General features: G+C 46.8%; 23 protein-coding genes. 12 read left to right on the top strand and 11 right to left on the bottom strand.

Features of this window, described 5'->3' with window-relative positions; translation table 11 throughout:
* Positions 1-199 precede the first annotated feature (199 nt).
* Entirely contained in the window at positions 200-1,054 is an 855-nt protein-coding gene (gene htpX / locus ACWA5Z_RS11010; protein ID WP_431052332.1) for a protease HtpX, read from the bottom strand.
* Positions 1,055-1,409: 355 nt separating this feature from the next.
* Here htpX and ACWA5Z_RS11005 point away from each other — a divergent pair, with 355 nt between their 5' ends.
* From ACWA5Z_RS11005 to ACWA5Z_RS10960, 10 genes are all read left to right on the top strand, one after another.
* Positions 1,410-2,525, top strand: a complete 1,116-nt coding sequence (locus ACWA5Z_RS11005; RefSeq protein ID WP_431052330.1) for a bifunctional tRNA (adenosine(37)-C2)-methyltransferase TrmG/ribosomal RNA large subunit methyltransferase RlmN — start codon at positions 1,410-1,412, stop codon at positions 2,523-2,525.
* Between the two features lie 28 nt (positions 2,526-2,553).
* A complete protein-coding gene (pilW, locus tag ACWA5Z_RS11000; protein ID WP_431052328.1) occupies positions 2,554-3,123 on the top strand; it encodes a type IV pilus biogenesis/stability protein PilW in 570 nt (189 codons plus the stop codon).
* 130 nt (positions 3,124-3,253) lie between these two features.
* Complete coding sequence (locus tag ACWA5Z_RS10995) at positions 3,254-4,297, top strand: RodZ domain-containing protein (RefSeq protein WP_431052326.1); 1,044 nt, start codon at positions 3,254-3,256, stop codon at positions 4,295-4,297.
* Positions 4,298-4,310: 13 nt separating this feature from the next.
* The gene (gene ispG / locus ACWA5Z_RS10990; RefSeq protein ID WP_431052324.1) at positions 4,311-5,429 is read left to right on the top strand and encodes a flavodoxin-dependent (E)-4-hydroxy-3-methylbut-2-enyl-diphosphate synthase; all 1,119 of its coding nucleotides are present in this window, start codon (positions 4,311-4,313) and stop codon (positions 5,427-5,429) included.
* 232 nt (positions 5,430-5,661) lie between these two features.
* The gene (gene hisS / locus ACWA5Z_RS10985; RefSeq protein WP_431052322.1) at positions 5,662-6,942 is read left to right on the top strand and encodes a histidine--tRNA ligase; all 1,281 of its coding nucleotides are present in this window, start codon (positions 5,662-5,664) and stop codon (positions 6,940-6,942) included.
* A 12-nt stretch (positions 6,943-6,954) separates the two neighbouring features.
* Positions 6,955-7,578: a YfgM family protein gene (locus ACWA5Z_RS10980; RefSeq protein ID WP_431052320.1), complete on the top strand. Its 624-nt coding sequence runs from the start codon at positions 6,955-6,957 to the stop codon at positions 7,576-7,578.
* A gap of 34 nt (positions 7,579-7,612) precedes the next feature.
* A complete protein-coding gene (gene dapD, locus ACWA5Z_RS10975; protein WP_431052318.1) occupies positions 7,613-8,443 on the top strand; it encodes a 2,3,4,5-tetrahydropyridine-2,6-dicarboxylate N-succinyltransferase in 831 nt (276 codons plus the stop codon).
* Between the two features lie 204 nt (positions 8,444-8,647).
* Positions 8,648-9,406, top strand: a complete 759-nt coding sequence (locus tag ACWA5Z_RS10970) for a hypothetical protein (RefSeq protein WP_431052316.1) — start codon at positions 8,648-8,650, stop codon at positions 9,404-9,406.
* 224 nt (positions 9,407-9,630) lie between these two features.
* The gene (locus ACWA5Z_RS10965; RefSeq protein WP_431052314.1) at positions 9,631-10,263 is read left to right on the top strand and encodes a glutathione binding-like protein; all 633 of its coding nucleotides are present in this window, start codon (positions 9,631-9,633) and stop codon (positions 10,261-10,263) included.
* A 7-nt stretch (positions 10,264-10,270) separates the two neighbouring features.
* Positions 10,271-10,744 carry a ClpXP protease specificity-enhancing factor gene (locus ACWA5Z_RS10960; RefSeq protein WP_431052312.1) on the top strand — a complete coding sequence of 158 codons (474 nt, stop codon included), beginning with the start codon at positions 10,271-10,273 and terminating at the stop codon, positions 10,742-10,744.
* A 63-nt stretch (positions 10,745-10,807) separates the two neighbouring features.
* Here the strand turns inward: ACWA5Z_RS10960 and cueR are convergent, their stop codons facing one another.
* Positions 10,808-11,212, bottom strand: coding sequence for a Cu(I)-responsive transcriptional regulator (gene cueR, locus ACWA5Z_RS10955; RefSeq protein ID WP_431052310.1), 405 nt, complete (start codon positions 11,210-11,212; stop codon positions 10,808-10,810).
* Positions 11,213-11,309: 97 nt separating this feature from the next.
* On the opposite strand from cueR, the gene ACWA5Z_RS10950 reads away from it, so the two are divergent.
* Positions 11,310-14,033 carry a cation transporter gene (locus tag ACWA5Z_RS10950; RefSeq protein WP_431052308.1) on the top strand — a complete coding sequence of 908 codons (2,724 nt, stop codon included), beginning with the start codon at positions 11,310-11,312 and terminating at the stop codon, positions 14,031-14,033.
* A 37-nt stretch (positions 14,034-14,070) separates the two neighbouring features.
* On the opposite strand, the gene ACWA5Z_RS10945 is transcribed toward ACWA5Z_RS10950, so the two are convergent.
* Genes ACWA5Z_RS10945 through prmB form a run of 5 tightly spaced genes read right to left on the bottom strand, consistent with a single transcriptional unit; the run spans position 14,071 to position 17,174 of the window.
* Positions 14,071-14,367, bottom strand: coding sequence for a YciI family protein (locus tag ACWA5Z_RS10945; protein WP_431052306.1), 297 nt, complete (start codon positions 14,365-14,367; stop codon positions 14,071-14,073).
* Between the two features lie 10 nt (positions 14,368-14,377).
* A complete protein-coding gene (gene yciA, locus ACWA5Z_RS10940) occupies positions 14,378-14,869 on the bottom strand; it encodes an acyl-CoA thioester hydrolase YciA (protein ID WP_431052304.1) in 492 nt (163 codons plus the stop codon).
* Positions 14,870-14,881: 12 nt separating this feature from the next.
* Positions 14,882-15,433 carry a septation protein A gene (locus ACWA5Z_RS10935; protein WP_431052302.1) on the bottom strand — a complete coding sequence of 184 codons (552 nt, stop codon included), beginning with the start codon at positions 15,431-15,433 and terminating at the stop codon, positions 14,882-14,884.
* Positions 15,430-16,167: a hypothetical protein gene (locus tag ACWA5Z_RS10930; RefSeq protein WP_431052300.1), complete on the bottom strand. Its 738-nt coding sequence runs from the start codon at positions 16,165-16,167 to the stop codon at positions 15,430-15,432. Before ACWA5Z_RS10930 ends, ACWA5Z_RS10935 begins: the two co-directional genes overlap by 4 nt.
* 44 nt (positions 16,168-16,211) lie before the next feature.
* Complete coding sequence (prmB, locus tag ACWA5Z_RS10925; protein WP_431052298.1) at positions 16,212-17,174, bottom strand: 50S ribosomal protein L3 N(5)-glutamine methyltransferase; 963 nt, start codon at positions 17,172-17,174, stop codon at positions 16,212-16,214.
* A 236-nt stretch (positions 17,175-17,410) separates the two neighbouring features.
* Between prmB and smrB the strand changes: the two genes are divergently transcribed.
* A complete protein-coding gene (gene smrB / locus ACWA5Z_RS10920; RefSeq protein WP_431052296.1) occupies positions 17,411-17,926 on the top strand; it encodes an endonuclease SmrB in 516 nt (171 codons plus the stop codon).
* A gap of 86 nt (positions 17,927-18,012) precedes the next feature.
* Here the strand turns inward: smrB and cdd are convergent, their stop codons facing one another.
* From cdd to potA, 4 genes are all read right to left on the bottom strand, one after another.
* Entirely contained in the window at positions 18,013-18,933 is a 921-nt protein-coding gene (cdd, locus tag ACWA5Z_RS10915; protein ID WP_431052294.1) for a cytidine deaminase, read from the bottom strand.
* Between the two features lie 137 nt (positions 18,934-19,070).
* Positions 19,071-19,835 (bottom strand): spermidine/putrescine ABC transporter permease PotC, encoded by a 765-nt coding sequence (potC, locus tag ACWA5Z_RS10910; protein WP_431052292.1) that lies wholly within the window; start codon positions 19,833-19,835, stop codon positions 19,071-19,073.
* Entirely contained in the window at positions 19,835-20,695 is an 861-nt protein-coding gene (gene potB / locus ACWA5Z_RS10905) for a spermidine/putrescine ABC transporter permease PotB (RefSeq protein ID WP_431052290.1), read from the bottom strand. Before potB ends, potC begins: the two co-directional genes overlap by 1 nt.
* Positions 20,676-21,794: a spermidine/putrescine ABC transporter ATP-binding protein PotA gene (gene potA, locus ACWA5Z_RS10900; RefSeq protein WP_431052288.1), complete on the bottom strand. Its 1,119-nt coding sequence runs from the start codon at positions 21,792-21,794 to the stop codon at positions 20,676-20,678. Before potA ends, potB begins: the two co-directional genes overlap by 20 nt.
* Positions 21,795-22,071 lie beyond the last annotated feature (277 nt).

Here is a 22,071-nt window from a genome sequence, read left to right as displayed (position 1 = left end):
GCTGAAATCCTCAGTTCAGACTGCTGACAAAGAGTAAATAACTTGATTTTTATGATGAAAGTAGGGGCGGATTATATATCTGCCCGAACCAGACTTTGCATTTTCCCATTGTAGATTAAATGCTTATATCTTACTTCGTAAACGGGCGGATATATAATCCGCCCCTACGTTGCCTTATAAACTCAAAAGTGCGGTTATCTTAATTCAGTTTTTGCAACGCTTCAATCCGTTTTTCCAACGGCGGATGGCTCATAAACAGCGCCGCTAACGGGGTGCCGCGTTTGCCGTTAATTGCAAATGCCGCCAATTCGCCTTCCAGTTGTTGCGGCTCATGTAAGCTTTGCAGACGTTTGAGTGCCGCAATCATTTTTTGTTTGCCGACTAATTGCGCCGAACCGGCGTCGGCGTGGAATTCGCGGTAACGCGAGAACCACATCGCAATAATGCTGGCGAGGAAGCCGAATACGATTTCCAACACCATCGCCACCATAAAATACATGCCGCTGCTGGTTTCGCCGTCGCGGTTACTGGCAACCACTTTGGCGATCATGCGCGAGACAAAAATCACAAAGGTGTTCAGCACGCCTTGCAATAAGGTCATGGTGACCATATCGCCGTTGGCAATGTGGCTGACTTCGTGCGCCAACACCGCTTCGGCTTCATCGCGGGTCATGCCGTTTAACAAACCGGTGCTGACCGCAACCAGTGAGTTCTTTTTGCTGGCGCCGGTGGCAAAGGCATTGACATCGCTAGAGTGATAAATCGCCACTTCCGGCATTGGCAAACCGACTTTGCGCGCTTGCGCTTGCACGGTGTGCAGCAGCCATTGCTCTTGTTCGTTGCGCGGTTGGCTGATCACTTGCGCACCGACCGCTCTTTTTGCCATCGATTTCGACATCAACAGCGAAACCAGCGAGCCGCCAAAGCCGAACAACGCCGCTAAAATCAACAGCCCTGCCGCATCTTGTGATTGGATCCCGGTCAGGGTCAAAATAATATTAAAAACCACCAACACTGCCATATTGGTCAACAAGAACAGAATAATTCGCATCATAAGTAAATACTCCTATCAAAAATAAGGACGGAAACAGCACCATAATATCACAAAGATGGTTATCAAGATGTTAATTTCAAGTCCAAGTGGTCAGTTTAAGAAATTTATTTTTAAATGCGATTTTTTATTCGATAGTGCGCCCAGCCCCAAAGTGCGGTCAAACACAAGTGTTTATATCTGGCTATTTTCAATTTTGCGATCCGGATCGAGAAAAAAAGTGCGGTCAGTGGCGAAACGTGCGTAAAAACACTAGATTAATTTCCGGTTAGTCAGTAAAATCGCCGACTTCTTAAACAGCACCTTTTCGGTATCCTGCCGACAAGCCGTAATGTGTAATAACGAGGCGTGAATCATCATGACAAACAAAACCAATTTACTCGATTTAAACCGCAAAGAGTTGCGCGAACTGTTGCAAGGTTTAGGCGAAAAGCCGTTCCGCGCCGATCAACTGATGAAGTGGATCTACCATTTCGGCGAAGACAACTTTGATAATATGACCAATATTAACAAAGTATTGCGTGAAAAATTGAAAGCGGTGGCGGAGATCCGCGCGCCGGAAGTGGCGGAAGAACAGCGTTCCAGCGACGGCACAATCAAATGGGCGATGCAGGTTGGCGATCAACAAGTGGAAACCGTGTATATTCCGGAAAATGATCGGGCGACTTTGTGTGTATCGTCGCAAGTCGGTTGCGCCTTGGCGTGTACCTTTTGCTCGACTGCGCAACAGGGATTTAACCGTAATCTGACGGTGTCGGAAATTATCGGGCAAGTGTGGCGCGCCTCGAAAATTATCGGCAATTTCGGCGTGACCGGCGAACGCCCGATCACCAACGTGGTGATGATGGGGATGGGCGAGCCGTTGTTGAATGTCAGCAATGTGGTGCCGGCAATGGAAATTATGCTCGACGATTTCGGCTATGGTTTGTCCAAACGCCGTGTCACGTTATCGACTTCCGGCGTGGTGCCGGCATTGGATAAATTGCCGGAAATGATCGATGTGGCGTTGGCGGTGTCGCTGCATGCACCGAACGACGAATTGCGCGATGAAATCGTGCCGATTAACAAAAAATACAATATTAAAATGCTGATGGATTCGGTCAGTCGCTATCTTGCGGTTTCCAAAGCCAATCACGGCAAAATGACGATTGAATATGTAATGCTCGATCATATTAATGACGGCACGGAGCATGCGCACCAATTGGCAAAAGTATTGGAAAATATTCCGTGTAAAGTGAATTTGATTCCGTGGAATCCGTTCCCCGAAGCCCCGTATAACAAGAGTTCCAACACGCGTATCGACCGTTTCCAAAAAGTGTTGATGGAATACGGGCTGACCGTGATTGTGCGCAAAACCCGCGGCGATGACATTGACGCGGCGTGCGGGCAATTGGCGGGCGAGGTGATCGACCGCACCAAACGTACCTTACATAAGAAAGCGTTTGGCGAGGCGATTTCCGTTAAACAGGCTTAACCGATAATCATAACGAGAGGGAGAAAATATGTTCGGTTTTAAACAAGATACAGCGAAAAAAATCCCGTTTTTATCCCTTTTGACCGCACTTTTATTCAGTTGCGTATTGAGCGGCTGCGCCACGCCGCCACAGAACAGTGAAAACCAGCGGGCGGCTTACGCCCGAGTGCAAGTTGCGTTGGGTTATCTGCAACAACGGCAATACGAAGCGGCAAAGCAGAGTTTGGATAAAGCGTTGCAGCACAGCCCGGATTATTATTTGCCGTATTTGGTGCTGGCGCATTACTACCAACAGATCGGCAATGTTAATCAAGCCGAGAGCCATTATTTGCTTGCGTTGGACAAAGATTCGCAACAAGGCGACAGTCATAATAATTATGGGGCGTTTTTGTGCCAGCAGGGCAGATTTAGTGACGCATTCAGCCATTTTGACACCGCACTTGCCAGCCCGGATTATTACCGTTTAGCGCAAACCTACGAAAATACCGCACTTTGCGCCCACCAAGCCGGCGATCGTTCCCGTTTGAATGCCGCATTGGAACGGTTGCGCCATATTGATGTCCGGCAGGCACAACAACTTGCCGAGCTGTTGCGTTAAATGTTATGACAAGCCAGTGAATGAATTTGCCGTTTTTTTCATATATCAGCGCCTGATCCATGATTAACAGTTGCAAAAATAAGGGTAGAATTTTAAACTTTGCGCTTGAAATTCATTTTATGGTAACGTCATGGAAAATCAGCAACAACAAACGACTTTTAATCTTGGCGAAACGCTGCGCCAAGCGCGTGAAAAACTGGGCTTAAGCGTGGAGCAAACCGCTCAGAAAACCTTGCTTAAAACAGCAATTATCAAGCATATTGAAAATAACGAATTTATCGTGCCGTCTTGTCCGCCGACCTTTATGAAGGGCTACGTGCGCAATTATGCCAAATTTCTGAAAGTGCCGGAGTCGGTTTGGAATGATCCGTCGATCACTTACGGTGAAGCGGTGCAGAATGATTTACAGAAAAATATGCGTAATAACTATAAAGTGAATCACTATTCTTCTTATTCCGGCTGGATTGGGCGATTGACTTGGATCGTCGCCTTGGCAATGATCGGGATGACCGCATATTGGTGGTGGCAAAATTACCAACAATCGCAAGACGAACGCACCAGTTTAGTGGAAAATTTTCTGAGTGGCTCGCAAACAACCAGTGCCGCCGCGGAAAGTGCGGTGAGCACCAGCGAGAATCAACTCGTTGCGGCTCCGATTAGTGAGAATCAACCGGCGGTGGCGATTCAAACGGATAATCCGCTTGCCGGTCTACCTGCCGCGGATTCAATTCAGGATTCGACTAATGTTGTTGTCTTGACACCGCCGCTGGAGATGAGTGAAGAAACCGCCGACAATGCAAGCAGCTTGACGCCGGCGGAAGTGCAAACCTCAGGGCAGGTGTTAAGTAATGTGATGGAACAATTGGACGGCTCTACGGCAACGGCAAACACCGAAAACGAGACGCCAATTGCGGTTGGGCAAGCGTTACCTGCGGCGGGCAGCGGTTTGACGATTGAAATTGTCGGCAGTAGCTGCTGGTTAAGCGTGCGTGACGGCAATCGCAAGGTGCTGGCGCAGAAAGAATATAAACAAGGGGAAGTATTGAATTTTGCCGATGGCGAGCCGTATTCCTTAGTCATCGGTGCGCCGCAAAATGTACGGATCACCTTCCAAGGGCAGGAAGTGCCGCTCACCATCGATGGGCGTGTCGCGCGAATCAAACTGCCGAATTAAGAGAGAGCAAAGCATGTTAAAAGAGATTCCGATTCAACGTCGCCAATCGACCAAAATTTATGTCGGCAATGTGCCGATTGGCGGAGACGCGCCGATTGCGGTGCAATCGATGACCAACACCCGCACCACCGATGTGGCGGCGACGGTGGCGCAGATCAAAGCCTTAGAAAAAGTCGGGGCGGATATTGTGCGCGTTTCCGTGCCGACCATGGATGCAGCCGAAGCATTTAAGCAGATTAAACAACAAGTCAATGTGCCGTTGGTGGCGGATATTCATTTTGATTACCGCATTGCGTTGAAAGTAGCCGAATACGGGGTGGATTGTTTACGGATTAATCCGGGCAATATCGGGCGTGAAGATCGCATTCGCACGGTGGTGGATTGCGCGCGCGATAACCATATCCCGATTCGGATCGGGGTTAATGCCGGTTCGTTGGAAAAAGACATTCAAGAAAAATACGGTGAGCCGACACCGGAAGCGTTGTTGGAGTCGGCATTGCGCCATGTCGACATTTTGGATCGCCTCAATTTTGATCAATTCAAGGTCAGCGTCAAAGCCTCCGATGTGTTTTTAGCGGTCGAATCCTACCGTTTATTGGCGAAAGCGATCAAACAGCCGTTACATCTGGGTATCACCGAAGCCGGTGGCGCACGCGCCGGCGCAGTGAAATCGGCAGTCGGTTTAGGGATGTTGTTAGCCGAAGGGATCGGCGACACCTTGCGCGTTTCCCTAGCCGCTGATCCGGTCGAGGAGATCAAAGTCGGCTTTGATATTTTAAAATCGTTGCGTATCCGTTCGCGCGGCATTAATTTTATCGCTTGCCCGACTTGTTCACGGCAAGAATTTGATGTGATCGGTACGGTCAATGCGTTGGAACAACGCTTGGAAGATATTGTCACGCCGATGGATGTGTCGATTATCGGCTGTGTGGTGAACGGACCGGGCGAGGCGTTGATCTCGGATTTAGGCGTGACCGGCGGCAATAACAAAAGCGGTTTCTATCTGGACGGGGTGCGCCAAAAAGAGCGGTTTGACAACGATAAATTGATCGATCAGCTAGAAGCCAGAATCCGCGCCAAAATCGCAATGCAAGATCCGAATTTACGCATTAATACCGCTGATTTAACCTAAGATCTGTTGATCATTTGTGTTTGTAACTTAAATTTTACCCGACAGCGACCTACGGTCGCAATCGGTTAAGCATTGATGAGAGTGGCTTTGCCTCTCCAAAGCAGCCGCAAAGCGGCTGATCTATGCGTAAGCTAGTACGGCTTTGCCGTGCTAGGCTAAAAAGAAATTGAATAATGTACTTAAAACATCAACAGATCCTAGTCAATAAGAAATGAATAAGAAAGGAAAAAACGTGGCGAAAACCATTCAAGCAATTCGCGGTATGAACGATTGTCTGCCGCAAGACACCCCATTGTGGCAATGGCTGGAAAGCACCGTCAGATGCGTGTTAAGCAGTTACGGCTATAATGAAATCCGTATGCCGATTGTCGAATCCACGCCGTTGTTTAAACGTGCTATCGGCGAAGTGACCGATGTGGTCGAAAAAGAGATGTTTACTTTCGATGATCGTGACGGCGAAAGTTTGACCTTGCGCCCGGAAGGCACGGCTGGCTGTGTGCGTGCCGGTATTGAACACGGGTTACTGTATAATCAAGAACAACGTTTATGGTATATGGGCCCGATGTTCCGTTATGAACGTCCGCAAAAAGGGCGCTATCGCCAATTTCACCAAATCGGGGTGGAAGTGTTCGGCATTACCCAAGCGGAAATTGATGCCGAGCTGATTTTGCTGACCGCCCGTTTATGGAAAGCATTGGGGATTGCCGATCATGTCAGCTTGCAACTCAATTCGATCGGTTCATTAGAGGCACGCAATAACTACCGCCAAGCATTAGTCGATTTCCTGCAAGATCATTTGGATATTCTGGATGACGATTGCAAACGCCGTTTAACGACTAACCCGTTACGCATTTTGGACAGCAAAAACGAACAGATTCAGCAAGTGCTGAATCATGCCCCGAAACTGCATGATTATCTGGATGAGGATTCCAAACGGCATTTCGCGCATTTGTGTGCGATTCTCGATCAAATGGGGATTGCCTATGAAATCAATCAAAAACTGGTGCGCGGTTTGGATTATTATAATAAAACCGTATTCGAATGGGTGACAACCGCACTTGGGGCGCAAGGCACGGTTTGCGGCGGGGGGCGTTACGACGGCTTGGTCGAACAACTGGGCGGGCACGCCACCTCAGGGGTCGGTTTCGCCATGGGCGTAGAGCGCTTGGTGCTGTTGGTGCAAGAAGTCAATCAAAACCTGAGGTTACCGCCAGCGGTTGATATTTATGTGGTACACAGTGGCGAACAAGCGGCGCTGCACGCTTTTAAAGTGGCGGAGCAGTTGCGCGCGGCTTGTCCGCAGAAAAATGTCATGCTACATTGCAGCGGCGGCAATTTTAAAAAGCAATTCAAACGTGCCGACAAAAGCGGGGCGGCATTTGCCGTAGTGATCGGCGAAGACGAAGTGCAAAACGGGCGATTAGTGGTGAAGGATCTATTGGGACGCAACGAGCAACAAACTTTGCCAACCGAAGCGGCAATCCGCTTTTTGGCTGAAAACGTATCATTTTAAAGGAGTGAATCCGTGTCATATATTACAGAAGAACAACAAGTCGAAGAGCTGAAAAGCTGGTGGAAAGAAAATAGCAAAGTGATTATCACCACTTTCGTGCTGGTGGTCGGCGGTGTGTTGGGCTGGCGTTATTGGCAGTCCGAACAAATTAACAACCGCATGCTGACGTCAAATAACTATGAGCAAGTCACACAAGCGTATCAACAAAATCCACAAACCAATGCGGAACTATTGCAAAAATTTGCCGATGACAATAAAGATTCCAGTTATGCGGTATTTGCCTTGTTTGAACAAGCTAAAAGTGCGGTTGCACAAAACAATTTGGCATTGGCGGAAAGCAGTTTGCAACAAGCCGTTGTTATCGGCAAAGATAGCAATCTAAAAACCATTGCCAGTTTGCGATTGGCGGAATTACAAGTGCAGCAACAGAAATTTGAAGCGGCACAAGCTAGCTTAAATAACGTCACTGACAGTGCATGGCAGGGGAACAAACAACGGTTGTTAGGGGATATTTTATTGGCAAAAGGCGATAATGCCGCTGCCAAAAATGCTTATCAACACGCGTTAAGCAATGAGAATTTAAACTCGCTTGACCGACAGCTGCTGCAACTGAAAGTAGATAGTTTGGCGCAATAACCATTTTATTTTTTATTAGAGAAGAGGAAAAACCATGTCTGAGTTACAAAGCATTATTGAAGCCGCCTTTGAAAAACGTGCGGAAATCACCCCGAAAACCGTTGACGCTACAACAAAAGCCGCGATTGAAGAAGTGATTGCCGGTCTGGACAGCGGCAAATGGCGTGTGGCTGAAAAAATCGACGGCGAATGGGTAACTCATCAATGGTTGAAAAAAGCGGTGTTGCTGTCTTTCCGGATTAATGATAACCAAGTATTGGAAGGCTCCGAAACCAAATATTTTGATAAAGTGCCGATGAAATTTGCCGATTACGATCAAGCGCGTTTCGAAAAAGAAGGCTTCCGCGTTGTGCCGCCGGCAGCGGTGCGTCAAGGGGCGTTTATTGCCCGCAACACGGTGTTAATGCCGTCTTATGTCAATTTAGGCGCCTATGTCGATGAAGGCACGATGGTGGATACGTGGGCGACGGTCGGTTCTTGTGCGCAAATCGGTAAAAACGTACATTTGTCCGGCGGTGTCGGTATCGGCGGTGTGTTAGAACCGTTGCAAGCCAACCCGACCATCATTGAAGACAACTGCTTTATCGGCGCACGTTCCGAAGTGGTGGAAGGCGTGATCGTCGAAGAGGGTTCGGTGATCTCGATGGGCGTATTTATCGGTCAAAGCACGAAAATCTATGATCGTGAAACCGGCGAAATTCATTACGGACGTGTTCCGGCGGGTTCGGTTGTGGTTTCCGGCAGCCTGCCGTCAAAGTGCGGTAAATACAGTTTATACGCAGCGGTGATCGTGAAAAAAGTCGATGCCAAAACCCGTGGTAAAGTCGGAATCAATGAATTATTAAGAACAATTGACGAAGAGTAGTTGGTTTTTTGCACAAAAATACGCACCCCAATTGTAAAAATTGGGGTGTTTTGTTATATAATGCTCGTTATTTGTACAAATAGACTGAAAAACAGTTGTGCTTCAAGAAAAAATGTTGGACACTTGCCCTCACTCAAATGTGAGTGTTGTGTAAGTGTATTTACATAACATTAACGAACTTAATTGCAAACAGGAGTTTTGAAAATGAAAAAATTGTTAACTACCGTTTTATTGGGTGCTAGCGTATTGGCTGTGACTGCATGTGACGACAAACAAGTGCAAGATGTTAAAAATACCGTAGCGGAAGCGAAGCAAGATGTTGTTGATACCGCAACTCAAGCAAAAGAGGCTGTCGTTGAAAAAGCAACTGAAGCGAAAGAAGTGGTTGCGGAAAAAGCGACGGATGTGAAAGATTCGGTGGCAGGCGCTGCAACGGATGTTAAAGAAGCGGCTGCGGCAAAAGTTGAAGAAGTGAAAGAATCTGTCAACAACGTTGTAGAAGATGCGAAAAAATCCATTGATAACACGGTTGAAAGTGCAAAAGGCGCAATGGACGGAGCTAAAGAATCCGTTAATCAAGCCACTGCGGACGCGATGAACGCAGTTGAGAAAACCCAAGCGGAAGCCGCTTCCGCAGTTGAAAATGCACAGCAAAGCGCACAGCAAACAGCGGCACAAGCGGTAGATTCGGCGAAAGAACAGGCTCAAGCGGCACAAGAAAGTGCGGCAGCCGTTGCAACTGACGCAAAAGAAGCGGTTGCGGAAAAAGCGGCTTCAGCACAAGAAAGTGTTGCGGCAACAGTAAGCGACGCTAAAGCGACTGTGGTAGAGAAAGCCGCGGAAGCGAAAGAAAGCGTGACTGCGACAGCGACTGAAGCGCAAGCAACTGTCGCCGAGAAAGCTGACGAAGCAAAAGAAAGCATGAATAAATTATTAGATCAAACTAAGCCGGAAACGAAATAATTCATTGTTGATCATATAAAATCAACCTCTATCTTTCGGATAGAGGTTTTTTTTATTTTCTAAAACAAGGCGATACCAATCAAAGTGCGGTTTTTTTAGAAAAATGGTAATGCTTTATGCTATAATACTCGCCTTATTTTGAATCGGGTCCTGCAAAGACGCGATTTTGTCACGATAATGTAAAGAAAACAGCGCAATAGATAAGAACAAGTGCGGAGAAAGGCATGATAGCAGCTAACAAACGTTCAATTATTACTCTTTTTTATGATGAAACCAGTTTGGGTTCGCAGCAAGTCAGAATGGTTTTGGCAGAAAAAGAAGTCCCGCATGAGCAGGAATTGATCCTGTCCGGCACGATTAATGAGGACTTTTTAGAATTAGGCACTAACGGGGAGTTGCCGACCCTGGTGGATCGCGATTTGGTGTTGTTCAAACCGCGTATTATTTTAGAGTATCTGGATGAGCGCTTTCCGCACCCGCCGTTAATGCCGGTTTACCCGGTCGATCGCGCTAAATCCCGTTTATTAATGCACCGCATTGAACAAGACTGGTTTTCAGTGATCGAGCAGGCAGAGCGTTTGCCGGAAGCGGAAAAATTGCAAATGTTGAATAATTTGAAAGATGAAATTTTAGCGTTTGGTCCGATTTTCGCCCAGAAGCCGTATTTCTTAAGCGAAGCGTTCAGCTTGGTGGATTGCTATATCGCACCGATTCTCTATCGTTTGCAAAGCTATGATTTGAAATTTACCGGTGCCGGCAGCAAAGCAATTAAAAACTATATGGATACGGTCTTTGAGCGTCCGTGTTTTGAAGTATCGTTGCAAAGCAGTCCGCAGAAAATCATCGCGGAAAAGTAGGTTTGAGATGACAAAATCCATGTTTGGTGCAAAGCGTCCTTATTTACTCCGCGCTTATTACGATTGGTTGTTGGATAACGACTTGACGCCTTATTTGGTGGTAGATGCCTATTATCCAAATACCATTGTGCCGGATGATTTTGTGAAAGACGGGCAAATCGTGCTCAATATTTCCCCCAATGCCTGTGGTAATTTACAATTAGGCAATGACAAAATTCTGTTTAACGCGCGTTTTCAAGGTTTGCCGCGTGATATTAGCGTGCCGCTCGGCGCCGTGGTGGCGATTTATGCACGCGAGAATGGCGACGGCGTGATGTTTGAACCCGAATTGATCTATGAACGGGAGCTGGAGCAAAGCTTAGGGGATTTAGTTGAACAACCGTCCGGCTTTAGCGAGGCGGTGGATAAACCACTAAAAACAACGCGCGAAGATAAAGCCAAAACAAAGCGCTCTACTTCACACCTGAAAATTGTCAAATAACGCATTTCGCTTACCTCAAACCGCACTTTAATCTGTGATCAGATCGACAAAGTGCGGTTTGTTCTATCCGGCACAATCGTTTTTTCCACTTAACGAATCAATAATCGGGCATTGGCTTTGTTCGTCCCCGGGACACTCGGCGGCGAGGGATTCCAGTTGGGTTTTCATTGCTTGCAGCTGTAAAATTTGTTGTTCGATATGTGCGATTTTATCCAAGGTGCGCTGCTTGATCTCACTACTGTGGCGACTTGGATTTAGATAAAGTTCCAATAATTCTTTGGATTCCGGCAAAGAGAATCCGATACTGCGCGAACGGCGCAGAAAGGTCAATTCGTCGATGTGGCGAATATCATATTGGCGATAGCCGTTTATTCCGCGTTCAGGCGGACTGATGATGTTTTTACTTTCATAAAAACGGATCGTTTTGGCAGTTAATCCGGTAATTTGTGCGATTTGCTTGATATTCATAAAAAACAGCTTGACCTTATCGTTAGGGGAAGGTTTATTCTAACGCCAAGATTCATTCGATTCAAATAGCAAGAGATAAACAGATAGGAGAAGATTCATGTCAAAGATTATCTTGGGGCTGCAACAGCTGTCGTGCCAAAACTGTGTGCGCCATGTGAAACAGAATTTAAGTCAAGTCAGTGGGGTTGATACGGTTAAAGTCAACTTGCATTACGCAGAGGTGAGCGGCTCGGCGGAGAGCGAAACCTTGATTCAAGCGGTTGCGGCTGCAGGTTATCAGGCGAGTGCCAATCCGCAACCGCACTTCACTTTGGCACTGAGCGGCTTGTCGTGTCAGCATTGTGTCAAATCGTTGGATAAAGCACTGGGCGAATGTGATCCGGAGCTCATTTACAGCCTAAGTCTGAATGAATTGTCGGTTTATGCCGACAGCGATCCGCAAGCCTTGATTCAAGTGGTGGAAGAGGCTGGTTATCATGCCGCGCTTGTTTCTGAATCGGCAGAGGAAGCGCGCGACCCAAAAATTGAACTACTGCCCAGCGAACCGAAAGATACAGCGGAAAAACCGGATTCTGATCAAGGGGTAGTAGGCGAGCAAGATCAGAATCAAACGGTCACCCAGCTGTTGTTAAGCGGCATGACCTGTGCCAGTTGCGTGTTAAAAGTTGAAAAAGCCTTGGAAGCCGTTGATCCGAAAGCTAAAGTCAGCGTGAATTTAGCCGATAACAGCGCCTTGGTTTATGGCGATGTTAACCGCGGTGATTTAATTCGAGCAGTCGAAAATATCGGTTATGGTGCGGAGGTGGTTGAAGATCAGCAATTGCGACGGGAAAAGCAACAGCAACATACCGAAGATGAAATCAAACAACGCAAATGGCAGGCGATTGTCGCTTTGCTCTTTGGCTTTGGCTTGATGTTTTGGGGATTTTTCAACGGCATGGCTGTGACGCCAAGTACTCAATTCGGTTGGATCTTGGTCGGGCTATTGAGTGCGGCAATCATGGCATTCAGCGGACGGCATTTTTTTATCAGTGCGTGGCGTAATCTCAAACACGGCAATGCCACCATGGACACCTTGGTCGCCTTGGGAACCGGTGTTGCTTGGTTATTTTCGATGGCAATCGCGCTGTTTCCGGGCTTTTTTCCTGACAATGCGCGCCATCTCTATTTTGAAGCCAGCTTGATGATTATCGGTTTGGTTAGTTTAGGCAAAATGCTGGAAACCAAAGCCAAACAACGCTCTTCGCATGCATTGGAGAAATTGCTGGATTTGACACCGCCTAGCGTCACTGTGATAACGGAACAAGGTGAAACGGAATTGCCGTTGCAGCAAGTGAAAAGCGGGATGTTAATCCGCCTGAAAACCGGTGATCGTGTGGCGGTTGATGGCGTGGTGGTGAGCGGTGAAGCCTGGCTGGATGAATCGATGTTGACCGGCGAACCGTTGGCGGTGAATAAAACGGCGGGCGATCAAGTCAAAGCGGGCACTATTGTCGATAACGGCAGTTTACGTTTTGAGGCAACCCAAGTCGGGGAACAAACCGTATTGGCAAATATCATCAAATTAGTGCGTCAGGCGCAGAGCAGTAAGCCGCAAATTGCCAAATTAGCGGATAAAGTCGCTTCGGTATTTGTGCCGGTAGTGGTGGCAATTGCGATTGTGGCGGCATTAGTGTGGTATGTTATCGGACCGGAGCCAAAACTGGCGCATTCGTTGGTGGTATTGACCACGGTATTAATTATCGCCTGCCCCTGTGCATTAGGCTTGGCAACGCCGATGTCGGTGATTGCCTCGGTTTCCCGTGCGGCGGAATTGGGGATTTTGGTACGGGACGCCGATGCCTTGCAGAAAGCGGCGAACGTTAATATTGTGGTTTTTGATAAAACCGGCACGCTGACCGAAGGTAAACCGAAGCTGACCGCACTTTATCCGGCGACCGGACAGAATGAGACGGATTTATTGCGGTGGGCAGCCAGTTTGGAAAAATACGCCAACCACCCGCTAACGAAGGCTTTGCTAGACGCTGAATTGATACAAAATGTACAGTTAAACGACGTTGAGGCGTTTATGACCTTAAAAGGCATGGGGGTCAGTGGAAAAATTCATGGGCAACAGCTTTATCTCGGTAATTTGACATTAATGAACTTGCAAAACATTGTCATTCCGACAGCAATGACGGAAAAAGCAAGCCGTGAAAGTCGAGCCGGCGGCACCGTGCTGTACTTGGCGAAAAATGGCGAATTTGTCGGTTTTATGGTGGTGAAAGATCAAATCCGTGCCGAAAGCCCAAGTGCGGTCAAACAGTTGCAACAAGCCGGTTACCGCACCGTGATGTTGACCGGTGATCAGCAGCAAACCGCAGAAGCGGTGGCGAAACAACTGGGGATCGATCAAGTGGTTGCCGGTGTATTGCCGCAAGGAAAAGTGGACGTTATCCGCAAGCTGCAGCAACAGGGCTATAACGTGGCAATGGTCGGTGACGGCATTAATGACGCGCCCGCCTTGGCGTTGGCAGATGTCAGTATTGCGATTGCCAGCGGCAGCGATGTGGCGATTGAAACGGCGGATTTGACCTTAATGCGCCACAGTATTGACGCCGTGTCTGATGTATTGTCGTTGTCACAGGCAAGCATACGCAACATCAAACAGAACTTGCTCGGCGCATTCATCTATAACAGCTTGGGAATTCCAGTTGCCGCCGGGGTGTTATATCCCTTCTTTGGGGTCTTGCTCAATCCGGTTTTTGCCGGGGCGGCGATGGCGCTCTCTTCGATTACCGTGGTCAGCAACGCCAACCGCTTACTGAAATTCAAGCCTTAGCATAAAAAAGAGGTTGGAATCCCAACCTCTTTGCCAGCTAAAATACGCGTTTAAATGGTTTTACCACCACATCGCCATAGACACCGGCGGCAATGTACGGATCTTCGCTTGCCCATTGTTTGGCTTGCTCAAGGCTGTCAAACTGGGCGATCACGGTTGAACCGGTAAAACCGGCCTCGCCCGGGTTTTCATCATCGATCGCCGGATTCGGACCGGCTGTCAGCAGGCGGTTTTCCGCTTGTAAGGCATGCAAACGTTGCAAATGTTGTTCACGAACGGCTAAACGTTGTTGTAACGTGTCAGGTTTATCTTGTGCGAAAATAACGTAGTACATCGGTTTCCCCTTATTTTGTTTGATTGGCTTGATATTCTTGTAGTTCTAAAATCGCTTTTTCCAATTCCGGATTATTGACTTTCGGAATCGCTTTCGGACGCCCGTTTTGATCAATCGCAACGAAGGTAAAGACCGCGTCGGTGACACAGTAGCGTTCATTAAACGGCTCGGTGGAGACTTTTTTCACCCACACTTCCACTTCGATTTTAATTGAGCTGTTGCCGACTTTGACACAGCGTCCGTAGCAACAAATCACATCCCCGACCGAAACCGGGCGGATAAAGTTGATCTTATCGACTGACACCGTCACCACTTTGCCTTGTGCGATTTCTTTTGCCATGATGGCGCCGCCAATATCCATTTGCGACATAATCCAGCCGCCGAAAATATCCCCGTTGGCGTTAGTGTCAGACGGCATAGCGAGTGTGCGCAGCAATAAGCGCCCTTTAGAAATGCGCCCCGGATTGGCACCAAGTGCGGTTTCAACAAATTCGTGTTCCATGATTTCTTCCAATTATTTATTGTTCGTTTGTTCGTTCTCTTTCGGCAAATAACGATAGAGATAGACCCCGGTGATCACGGTGGCGACTAACGTCATACCGATCACACCAAAGACTTTAAAGGTTGCCCAAGCGTCGTCCGACATATAATGGCTGATATACAAATTCGCCAACATACACAGAATAAAAAATAACGCCCAGCCCAGATTTAAATTATTCCATACAAACTGCGGCAGTTGGATTTCTTTACCGAGCAGGCTTTTTACCAGAGGTTTTTTAAAGCCATATTGGCTGACCAGCAAGATAATGGCAAACAGGGCGTATACCATCGTTACTTTCCATTTCAGAAATTCTAAGTCGTTAAAATACACCGTTAATAAGCCAAAAAAGACCACCGCCGCCGCCATGATTTTTTGCTGTTTTTCAATCCCGCCGAATTTAAATTTTAAAATCAGCATTTGGGCGATCGTCGCCGCAATCAGGGTAATCGCACCGGCTTGAATGCCGTAAATTTTATAGGCGGCAAAAAACAGGATTAAAGGGATAAATTCAAGTATTTGTTTCATTGAAACTTCCGTAAGATATTTTTATCGATAAACAATTGGTAAAAACGGTAGGTAAATACCACCGTGAAAATGCTGATTGCCGCTGTAATAATAGAACTCAAAAATATCACAAACAGCGAATTGCCTAAATTAGCTAATTGTAGCGATACCAATAAAGGTAAAATATAGGTTGCCAACACTAATAAAAACAACGGAAACACCCGTTTACCGCTGTTCAGCCAGACTAATTTCAAGGCTTCGCCAATCGTACCGTTTTCAATAATATAGGCAAATTGCGCCAGAAAAAGACGCAGGAATAAGTAGCCGCCGACACAGAATGACAATAAAGCAATAATACCGACATTCGGGGCGGAAAAGCTGGTGATACCCAGACTGATCGGCAGTACGCTGATGATATTCAAAACCACAAAAGGAATGATTTTGCCAAGCGAAAGGTTAAGTGCGGTAGCGAAATTAGCAGCCTGTCCCTTGCTGATTTGAATAATCAGGTTTAACAGCCATAAGACCAGCAATAAGCTGATGATATGCGCTGCAATCGTCAGCATTAAACTGGTGCCGTTGATACGGTATTCCGCGTCGTTCAATACGGCGATCGGCGGCTGCAGAGAACTTAAGATCAGTTGGGTGGCGAGGTTGTTGATAACAAACAGCGCCATCACCGTAATCAATAAGGGTTTCTGGTTAATCAGAAAATTCAAGCTATCTTGAAAGATTTTTGTAAAATTTACGGGCATAAAACGTCCTACGACAAAAAAGCACTCGGTGTAACAAAATTAGATTATTTATATTGGGCAAACAGTTCTTGATTGGCTAACAACTGCGTTTTAGTGAGAGAGAAAACGCCGTCGCCGCCGCGTTCAAACTGAATCCAGTTAAACGGTACCGTCGGGAATTGTTCGATCAAATGCACCATACTATTGCCGACTTCACACACCAATACACCGTTATCGGTTAAATAGTCGGCGGCATTTGCCAAAATCCGTTTTGCCAGAATCAAGCCGTCGTCGCCTGCCTCAAGTGCCAACATCGGCTCATGGTAAAACTCCGCCGGCATTTCATCCAAATCTTCCGCATCGACATACGGCGGATTGGTGACGATTAAATTATATTGATCCTGCGGCAAGGCGCTGAACAGATCCGACTGAATCGGGAAAACATGGTGCAGTGCATTGTGGCGTTCAATATTGATTTCAGTCACTTGTAGCGCCTCGAGCGACAGATCGACCGCGTCAATTTCCGCATGCGGGAATTTCACTGAGCAGGCAATCGCAATGCAACCGCTGCCGGTGCACATATCCAAAATCCGTTGCGGTTCTTCTTTCAGCAAGCCGGTGAAACCATTTTGAATCAGCTCCCCAATCGGCGAACGCGGTACAATCACGCGTTCATCGACATAAAACTCCAAGCCGCAGAACCACGCGTTGTGAGTCAAATAGGCTACCGGTTTGCGCGTTTCAATCCGCTGAACAATCATGCCGAATAATTTTTGTTTTTCATAGTGCGTCAGGTTTGAAGTATACAGTTCGGCGGGCAGATCGTGCGGCAAATGCAATGTCGCCAATACCAATTGAACGGCTTCATCCCAAGCATTGTCCTGCCCGTGTCCGTAAAAAATATCCGAGGCATTGAAACAGCTATAACTCCAACGCAAAAAATCTTGAATGGTTTTGAGATCATCTTGATTAGCCGAAAGCGAAATCTCTTCCACCAAATCGGCATTATATGTCATATTTTCGAGCATAAATCGGGCTGCCTTGTTAAAACAAAATCGAAGGCTATTTATATCATATTTTATTAATCTCGTCATGAGGTGTTGGACTGTGTCTCACTGTCTTCAATAATAAAGAACCTAGGTTTGCAATAAAATGCCAAATCACGCAGAATAACAACGATTACGATTTGAGTAAGTGTTTACTGTGTCGTTTCAGTGGATTCAGAAAGGCATAACCGCATAGAACATAAGGGGATAATGGCATAATGGCATTGGAACAAGAAGACATCGCTCTTTTTCACGAGCAAATTAAAGGGGCGAAGCGCTTAAGACAGGATACCTACGTTGCGCCTCGGCTGAAATCCAAACACAAACGGCAGTATAAAGAATTGGTGCGGCAGCAGGACAATCTGTTCTATTTTTCCGATCAGTACGAGCCGCTGTTGCAAGACGATCAGCAAGTGCGGTATCTGCGCAGCGGGGAAAATTCGCATTTGTTAAAACAACTGCGCCGCGGTGATTTTGAGCCGGAACTGTTTCTCGATCTGCACGGTTTAACCCGCGAGCAAGCCAAAACCGAACTTGCTGCGCTGTTGCACGCCTGCGAAAAAGAGAATATCCATTGTGCCAGCATTATGACCGGTTACGGCACATTTGCTCTGAAACAGCAAATCCCACGCTGGCTGGTGCAACACCCCAAAGTCCGCGCCCTACACCAAGCCCCGAAAGAGTGGGGCGGCGATGCCGCGTTTTTGATTTTGTTTGAAATAGTAGATAAATGATTATAATTGCAAAATAAATAGATTTTCGAGTTATTAAGCAAAAATAAATCTGTTTATCTACTATAAGGTTCTTATAGGAAGATCGATTACTCGATGGAAATATATTGCAACGGCAGTTTACACAAGGTCGCCAATAATTGTTTCGCCATCACTTTTTGGCTGATGTCGGCTTTTTTCTCGATTAATACCGCTCTTTTGATATTTTGTAATTCAAAGCCGTTGAGAATCAGGTTATTAATTGCCACTTGTAATGCCGGTAAACTCGGATTAAACGCGGCGTTTTCCGCATAGCTGCCGATAAAATAGAAATGATCTTCGGTCTCCAGTGCGGCGCCGGCATAGGCTTGGCTGTACGGCGCATGGCTGATGTTAATCGCTTCAAGTGCGGTATCAATCAGTAAATCGTCGGTATTCAATAAGCTTAAGCCATGGTGGCGCGGTGCCAGCAGCAACTCCGTGACATTTAAATCTTGCGGCCCGAAGTGGTTTGGAAGATAACTATGCAATGGATTGTTACTGCTTTGCGGTAAATTGATCACGAGCTTATCAGCCCCGTCCAACTCATTCATAAATTGGCGACAGTGCCCGCACGGCGCATAGTTGACCGAAATCTCATTAATCCCGTTTTCCCCTTGCATCCAAGCGTGGGCAATTGCGCTTTGCTCCGCATGGACGGTTTGTTGCATGCCGGTATCGACAAATTCCATATTGGCACCGAAATAAAAATTGCCGCTGGCGCCAATCGCAATGGCGCCGACATAAAAGCGTGAGATCGGTGCTAACGAATAGGCGGAGGCAATCGGCAAGAGGGCGAGGGAGAGATCGCGTTGGCTTAATTCAAATTTATGGCAGAGATGTTGCACGGTGAAGTGCGGTAAGCGCCCGACAAAACGTTGTTCGGTTAAAATAGTGAAAAGTGTTTTTGCTAATTCTTGGTTCGGTAGTTTGGCGCAAGCAGACCGCACTTTTTCAGAAATATGTAAATTGGAATGATAGTGGTTTGGCATAAGTAATTCTCCATAAATAACAAGCCATGTGAATGTTTATTACTATATTCCAGAATAAACAAAAGATCTTCCTAAGAAGATCTTTTTTGTGAGATTAATCAATTTATTGTGTTATTTGAATCAATTTAGATCATGATTTATTTTTTACGCCCGATAAACAGACTCAGACTGACGAGTAATAGCGATAACAAAATCATTATCGTTGCCAGCGCATTCACTTCCGGCGTAACCCCGGTTTTCACCATCGAGAAGATTTTCAACGGCAGAATTTCATAGCTGACCCCGGTGACAAACGAAGAGACCACCACATCATCCAGGGAAATGGTGAAGCTCAATAGCCAACCGGAGACAATCGCAGGCAACGCCAACGGCAGAATAATTTTACCGAGAATCGTCAGTTCGCCCGCGCCCAGATCTTTCGCCGCTTCCAACATTTTGACATCAAAGCCTTTTAAGCGGGACAGAATCGTCACCACCACATATGGCAGACAGAAAGTGATATGTGCCAGCAATAGCGAAGCAAAGCCCAACTTAATGCTGAACAGCATAAACAATGCCAATAACGAAACCGCCATTACGATATCCGGTGACATCATTACGATAAACAACATCCCGCCGACAAACTTTTTGCCTTTAAATGCGTAGCGATAGAGTGCAATCGCGGTCAAACCGCCGATGACGGTAGCGAAGGTTGCGGCAAAAAAGGCAATCGTTACCGAATGTACGGCGGCTTGGATCAGGGTATCGTTATTGAACAGACGCTCGTACCAGTTCCAGCTGAAGCCTTTCCACGTTAAACCATAGCGGTCGGCATTGAACGAATTGACCACCAGAATAATAATCGGTATATACAAATAGGCATATACCACAAACATAAAACCACTGCGTAGTAAACGACCCATTATTCCAACTCCGGCTTTTTATTCAACAACTTACCTGCACGGTAATAGACATACAACAACAACGCCATCAGAATGGTCAAGCCGATACTGATCGCGGCACCGAACGGCCAGTTGCGCGACACCAAAAACTCACTTTTAATCACGTTACCGACTAATAGCACTTTCGCGCCGCCGAGCAGATCGGCTACATAGAACATGCCCATTGCCGGCAACAATACCAGCAAGCAGCCGGCGATAATGCCCGGCATAGTGAGCGGCAGAATAATCCACACAAAACGCTGTACTGTGCCGGCTCCCAGATCCTTGGCGGCTTCGAGTAAACGTCCGTCCAGTTTTTCAATCGCAGAGTAGAGCGGCAGAATCATAAACGGCAACAGGATATAAACCAAACCGATAATCACCGCCATTTCGGTGTTGATAATCCGAATCGGGCTGTCGATAATGCCCAGTGACATCAGGGCATTGTTCAACACGCCGCGCACGCCTAAGAAAATTTTCATGCCGTAGATCCGAATCAGCGAGTTGGTCCAGAATGGTAAAATCACCATAAACAGCAGAATCGGGCGATATTTGCTCGGCAGTTTGGCAATCATAAACGCAAACGGATAGCCGATCAGCAAACAGATAATCGTTGCCAAGCCCGACATATACAGCGAATTCCACATCACCTGCGCATACAGTGGATCAAACAGCCGTTTGTAGCTGTCTAACGAGAAGGTGAAATCGATCAGATTACTGGTATCACGGGTCAGGAAACTGGTTCCCAACACCAACACATTCGGCACAAGAACAAAGAAAATCAACCAACCGAAAATAATGGCAACGGTGATATTCTGAAAATTACGCGTTGTTATCTTCATCTTCCAACACCACTTCCCAACTTTCAACCCAAGTAATCGCCACTTTTTGATTTAGCGAGTGATCCACGTCCGGATCGTCTTCGTTAAAGAATTCGCTGATGAGCACCATTTTGCCGCTTTCCAACTCAATGGTTGATTCCAGCGTCATGCCTTTGTAGTTGCGTTCGCGCACATAACCGACAATGCCGTTGACCGCTTGGGTTTCGTTGACTTCTTCCAAACGCAAGTCTTCCGGGCGCAGCAACACTTTTAACCGGCTGCCGGCGCTGACGTTTTGCGTAGCGAAAATATCGCAAATCCGCCCTTCCACATTGGCTTTCACCCGTTTTTCGTCTAAGCGTTCAATCACGCTGGCGTCAAAAATATTGATCTCGCCGATAAATTGCGCCACAAACAGATTATTCGGTTCTTCGTAAATTTCGCGCGGCGTGCCGTCTTGCTGCAATTTGCCGGAACGCAGCACAATAATCCGATCGGACATGCTCAAGGCTTCTTCCTGATCGTGGGTCACAAAAATAAAAGTAATGCCCAATTTACGTTGCAACGCTTTCAATTCGTTCTGCATTTGTTTGCGCAGATTGTAATCCAGTGCCGAGAGGGATTCGTCGAGCAGTAAGACTTTCGGCTTGTTTACCACCGCTCTGGCAATCGCCACCCGCTGTTGTTGCCCGCCTGAGAGTTGCGCCGGTTTACGCTCGGCAAATTCCTCCAACTGCACCATACGCAAGGCTTCCAACACCCGCGGCTTAATTTCGCTACTTGGCACGTTCTGCATTTTCAAGCCGAAAGCGACGTTTTCAAAAATCGTCAAGTGCGGGAACAGGGCATAACTTTGGAATACGGTATTCACCGGACGTTGTTCCGCAGGCACTTGACTGATGTCTTGTCCGTCCAGAATAATTTGTCCGCCGTTTAATTCCTCGAAACCGGCGATCAGGCGCAGAATCGTGGTTTTGCCACAACCCGACGGCCCTAATATGGTGATAAATTCGCCATGATTAATGGATAAGTTAAAATCGTTAATAATGGTTTTGCCATCATATTCTTTGCGGATTGATTTCAGCTCAATCACCGGTTTGGTTTTAGCGATGTTTTCCACCAGCTTTGTTTTCCTCCGACCTTACAGCGTTACGGTTACAATAGAACATTAAAGGGCTTGTCTATCTTGCTTACCAATCTTACTTATCAATGGCAGAAGAGAAACAGCCCCCTAAAAAATCAGCGCTAAGAATACCACAATTGGTTTACGGATTGAAAAGGGAAATTAGCCGATTTGACCAAAAAACCGCACTTTATCGCGGAAATAAAAGCAAGGTATAAATATTCAAGAGCAGAGTAAGATTTGCTACTGAACAAAGCAAAATAATATGATAGAA

This window comes from Testudinibacter sp. P80/BLE/0925, assembly GCF_053570785.1.
Note: the sequence above shows the minus strand (reverse complement) of the source record. Positions and strands in the feature narration are given on the sequence as shown.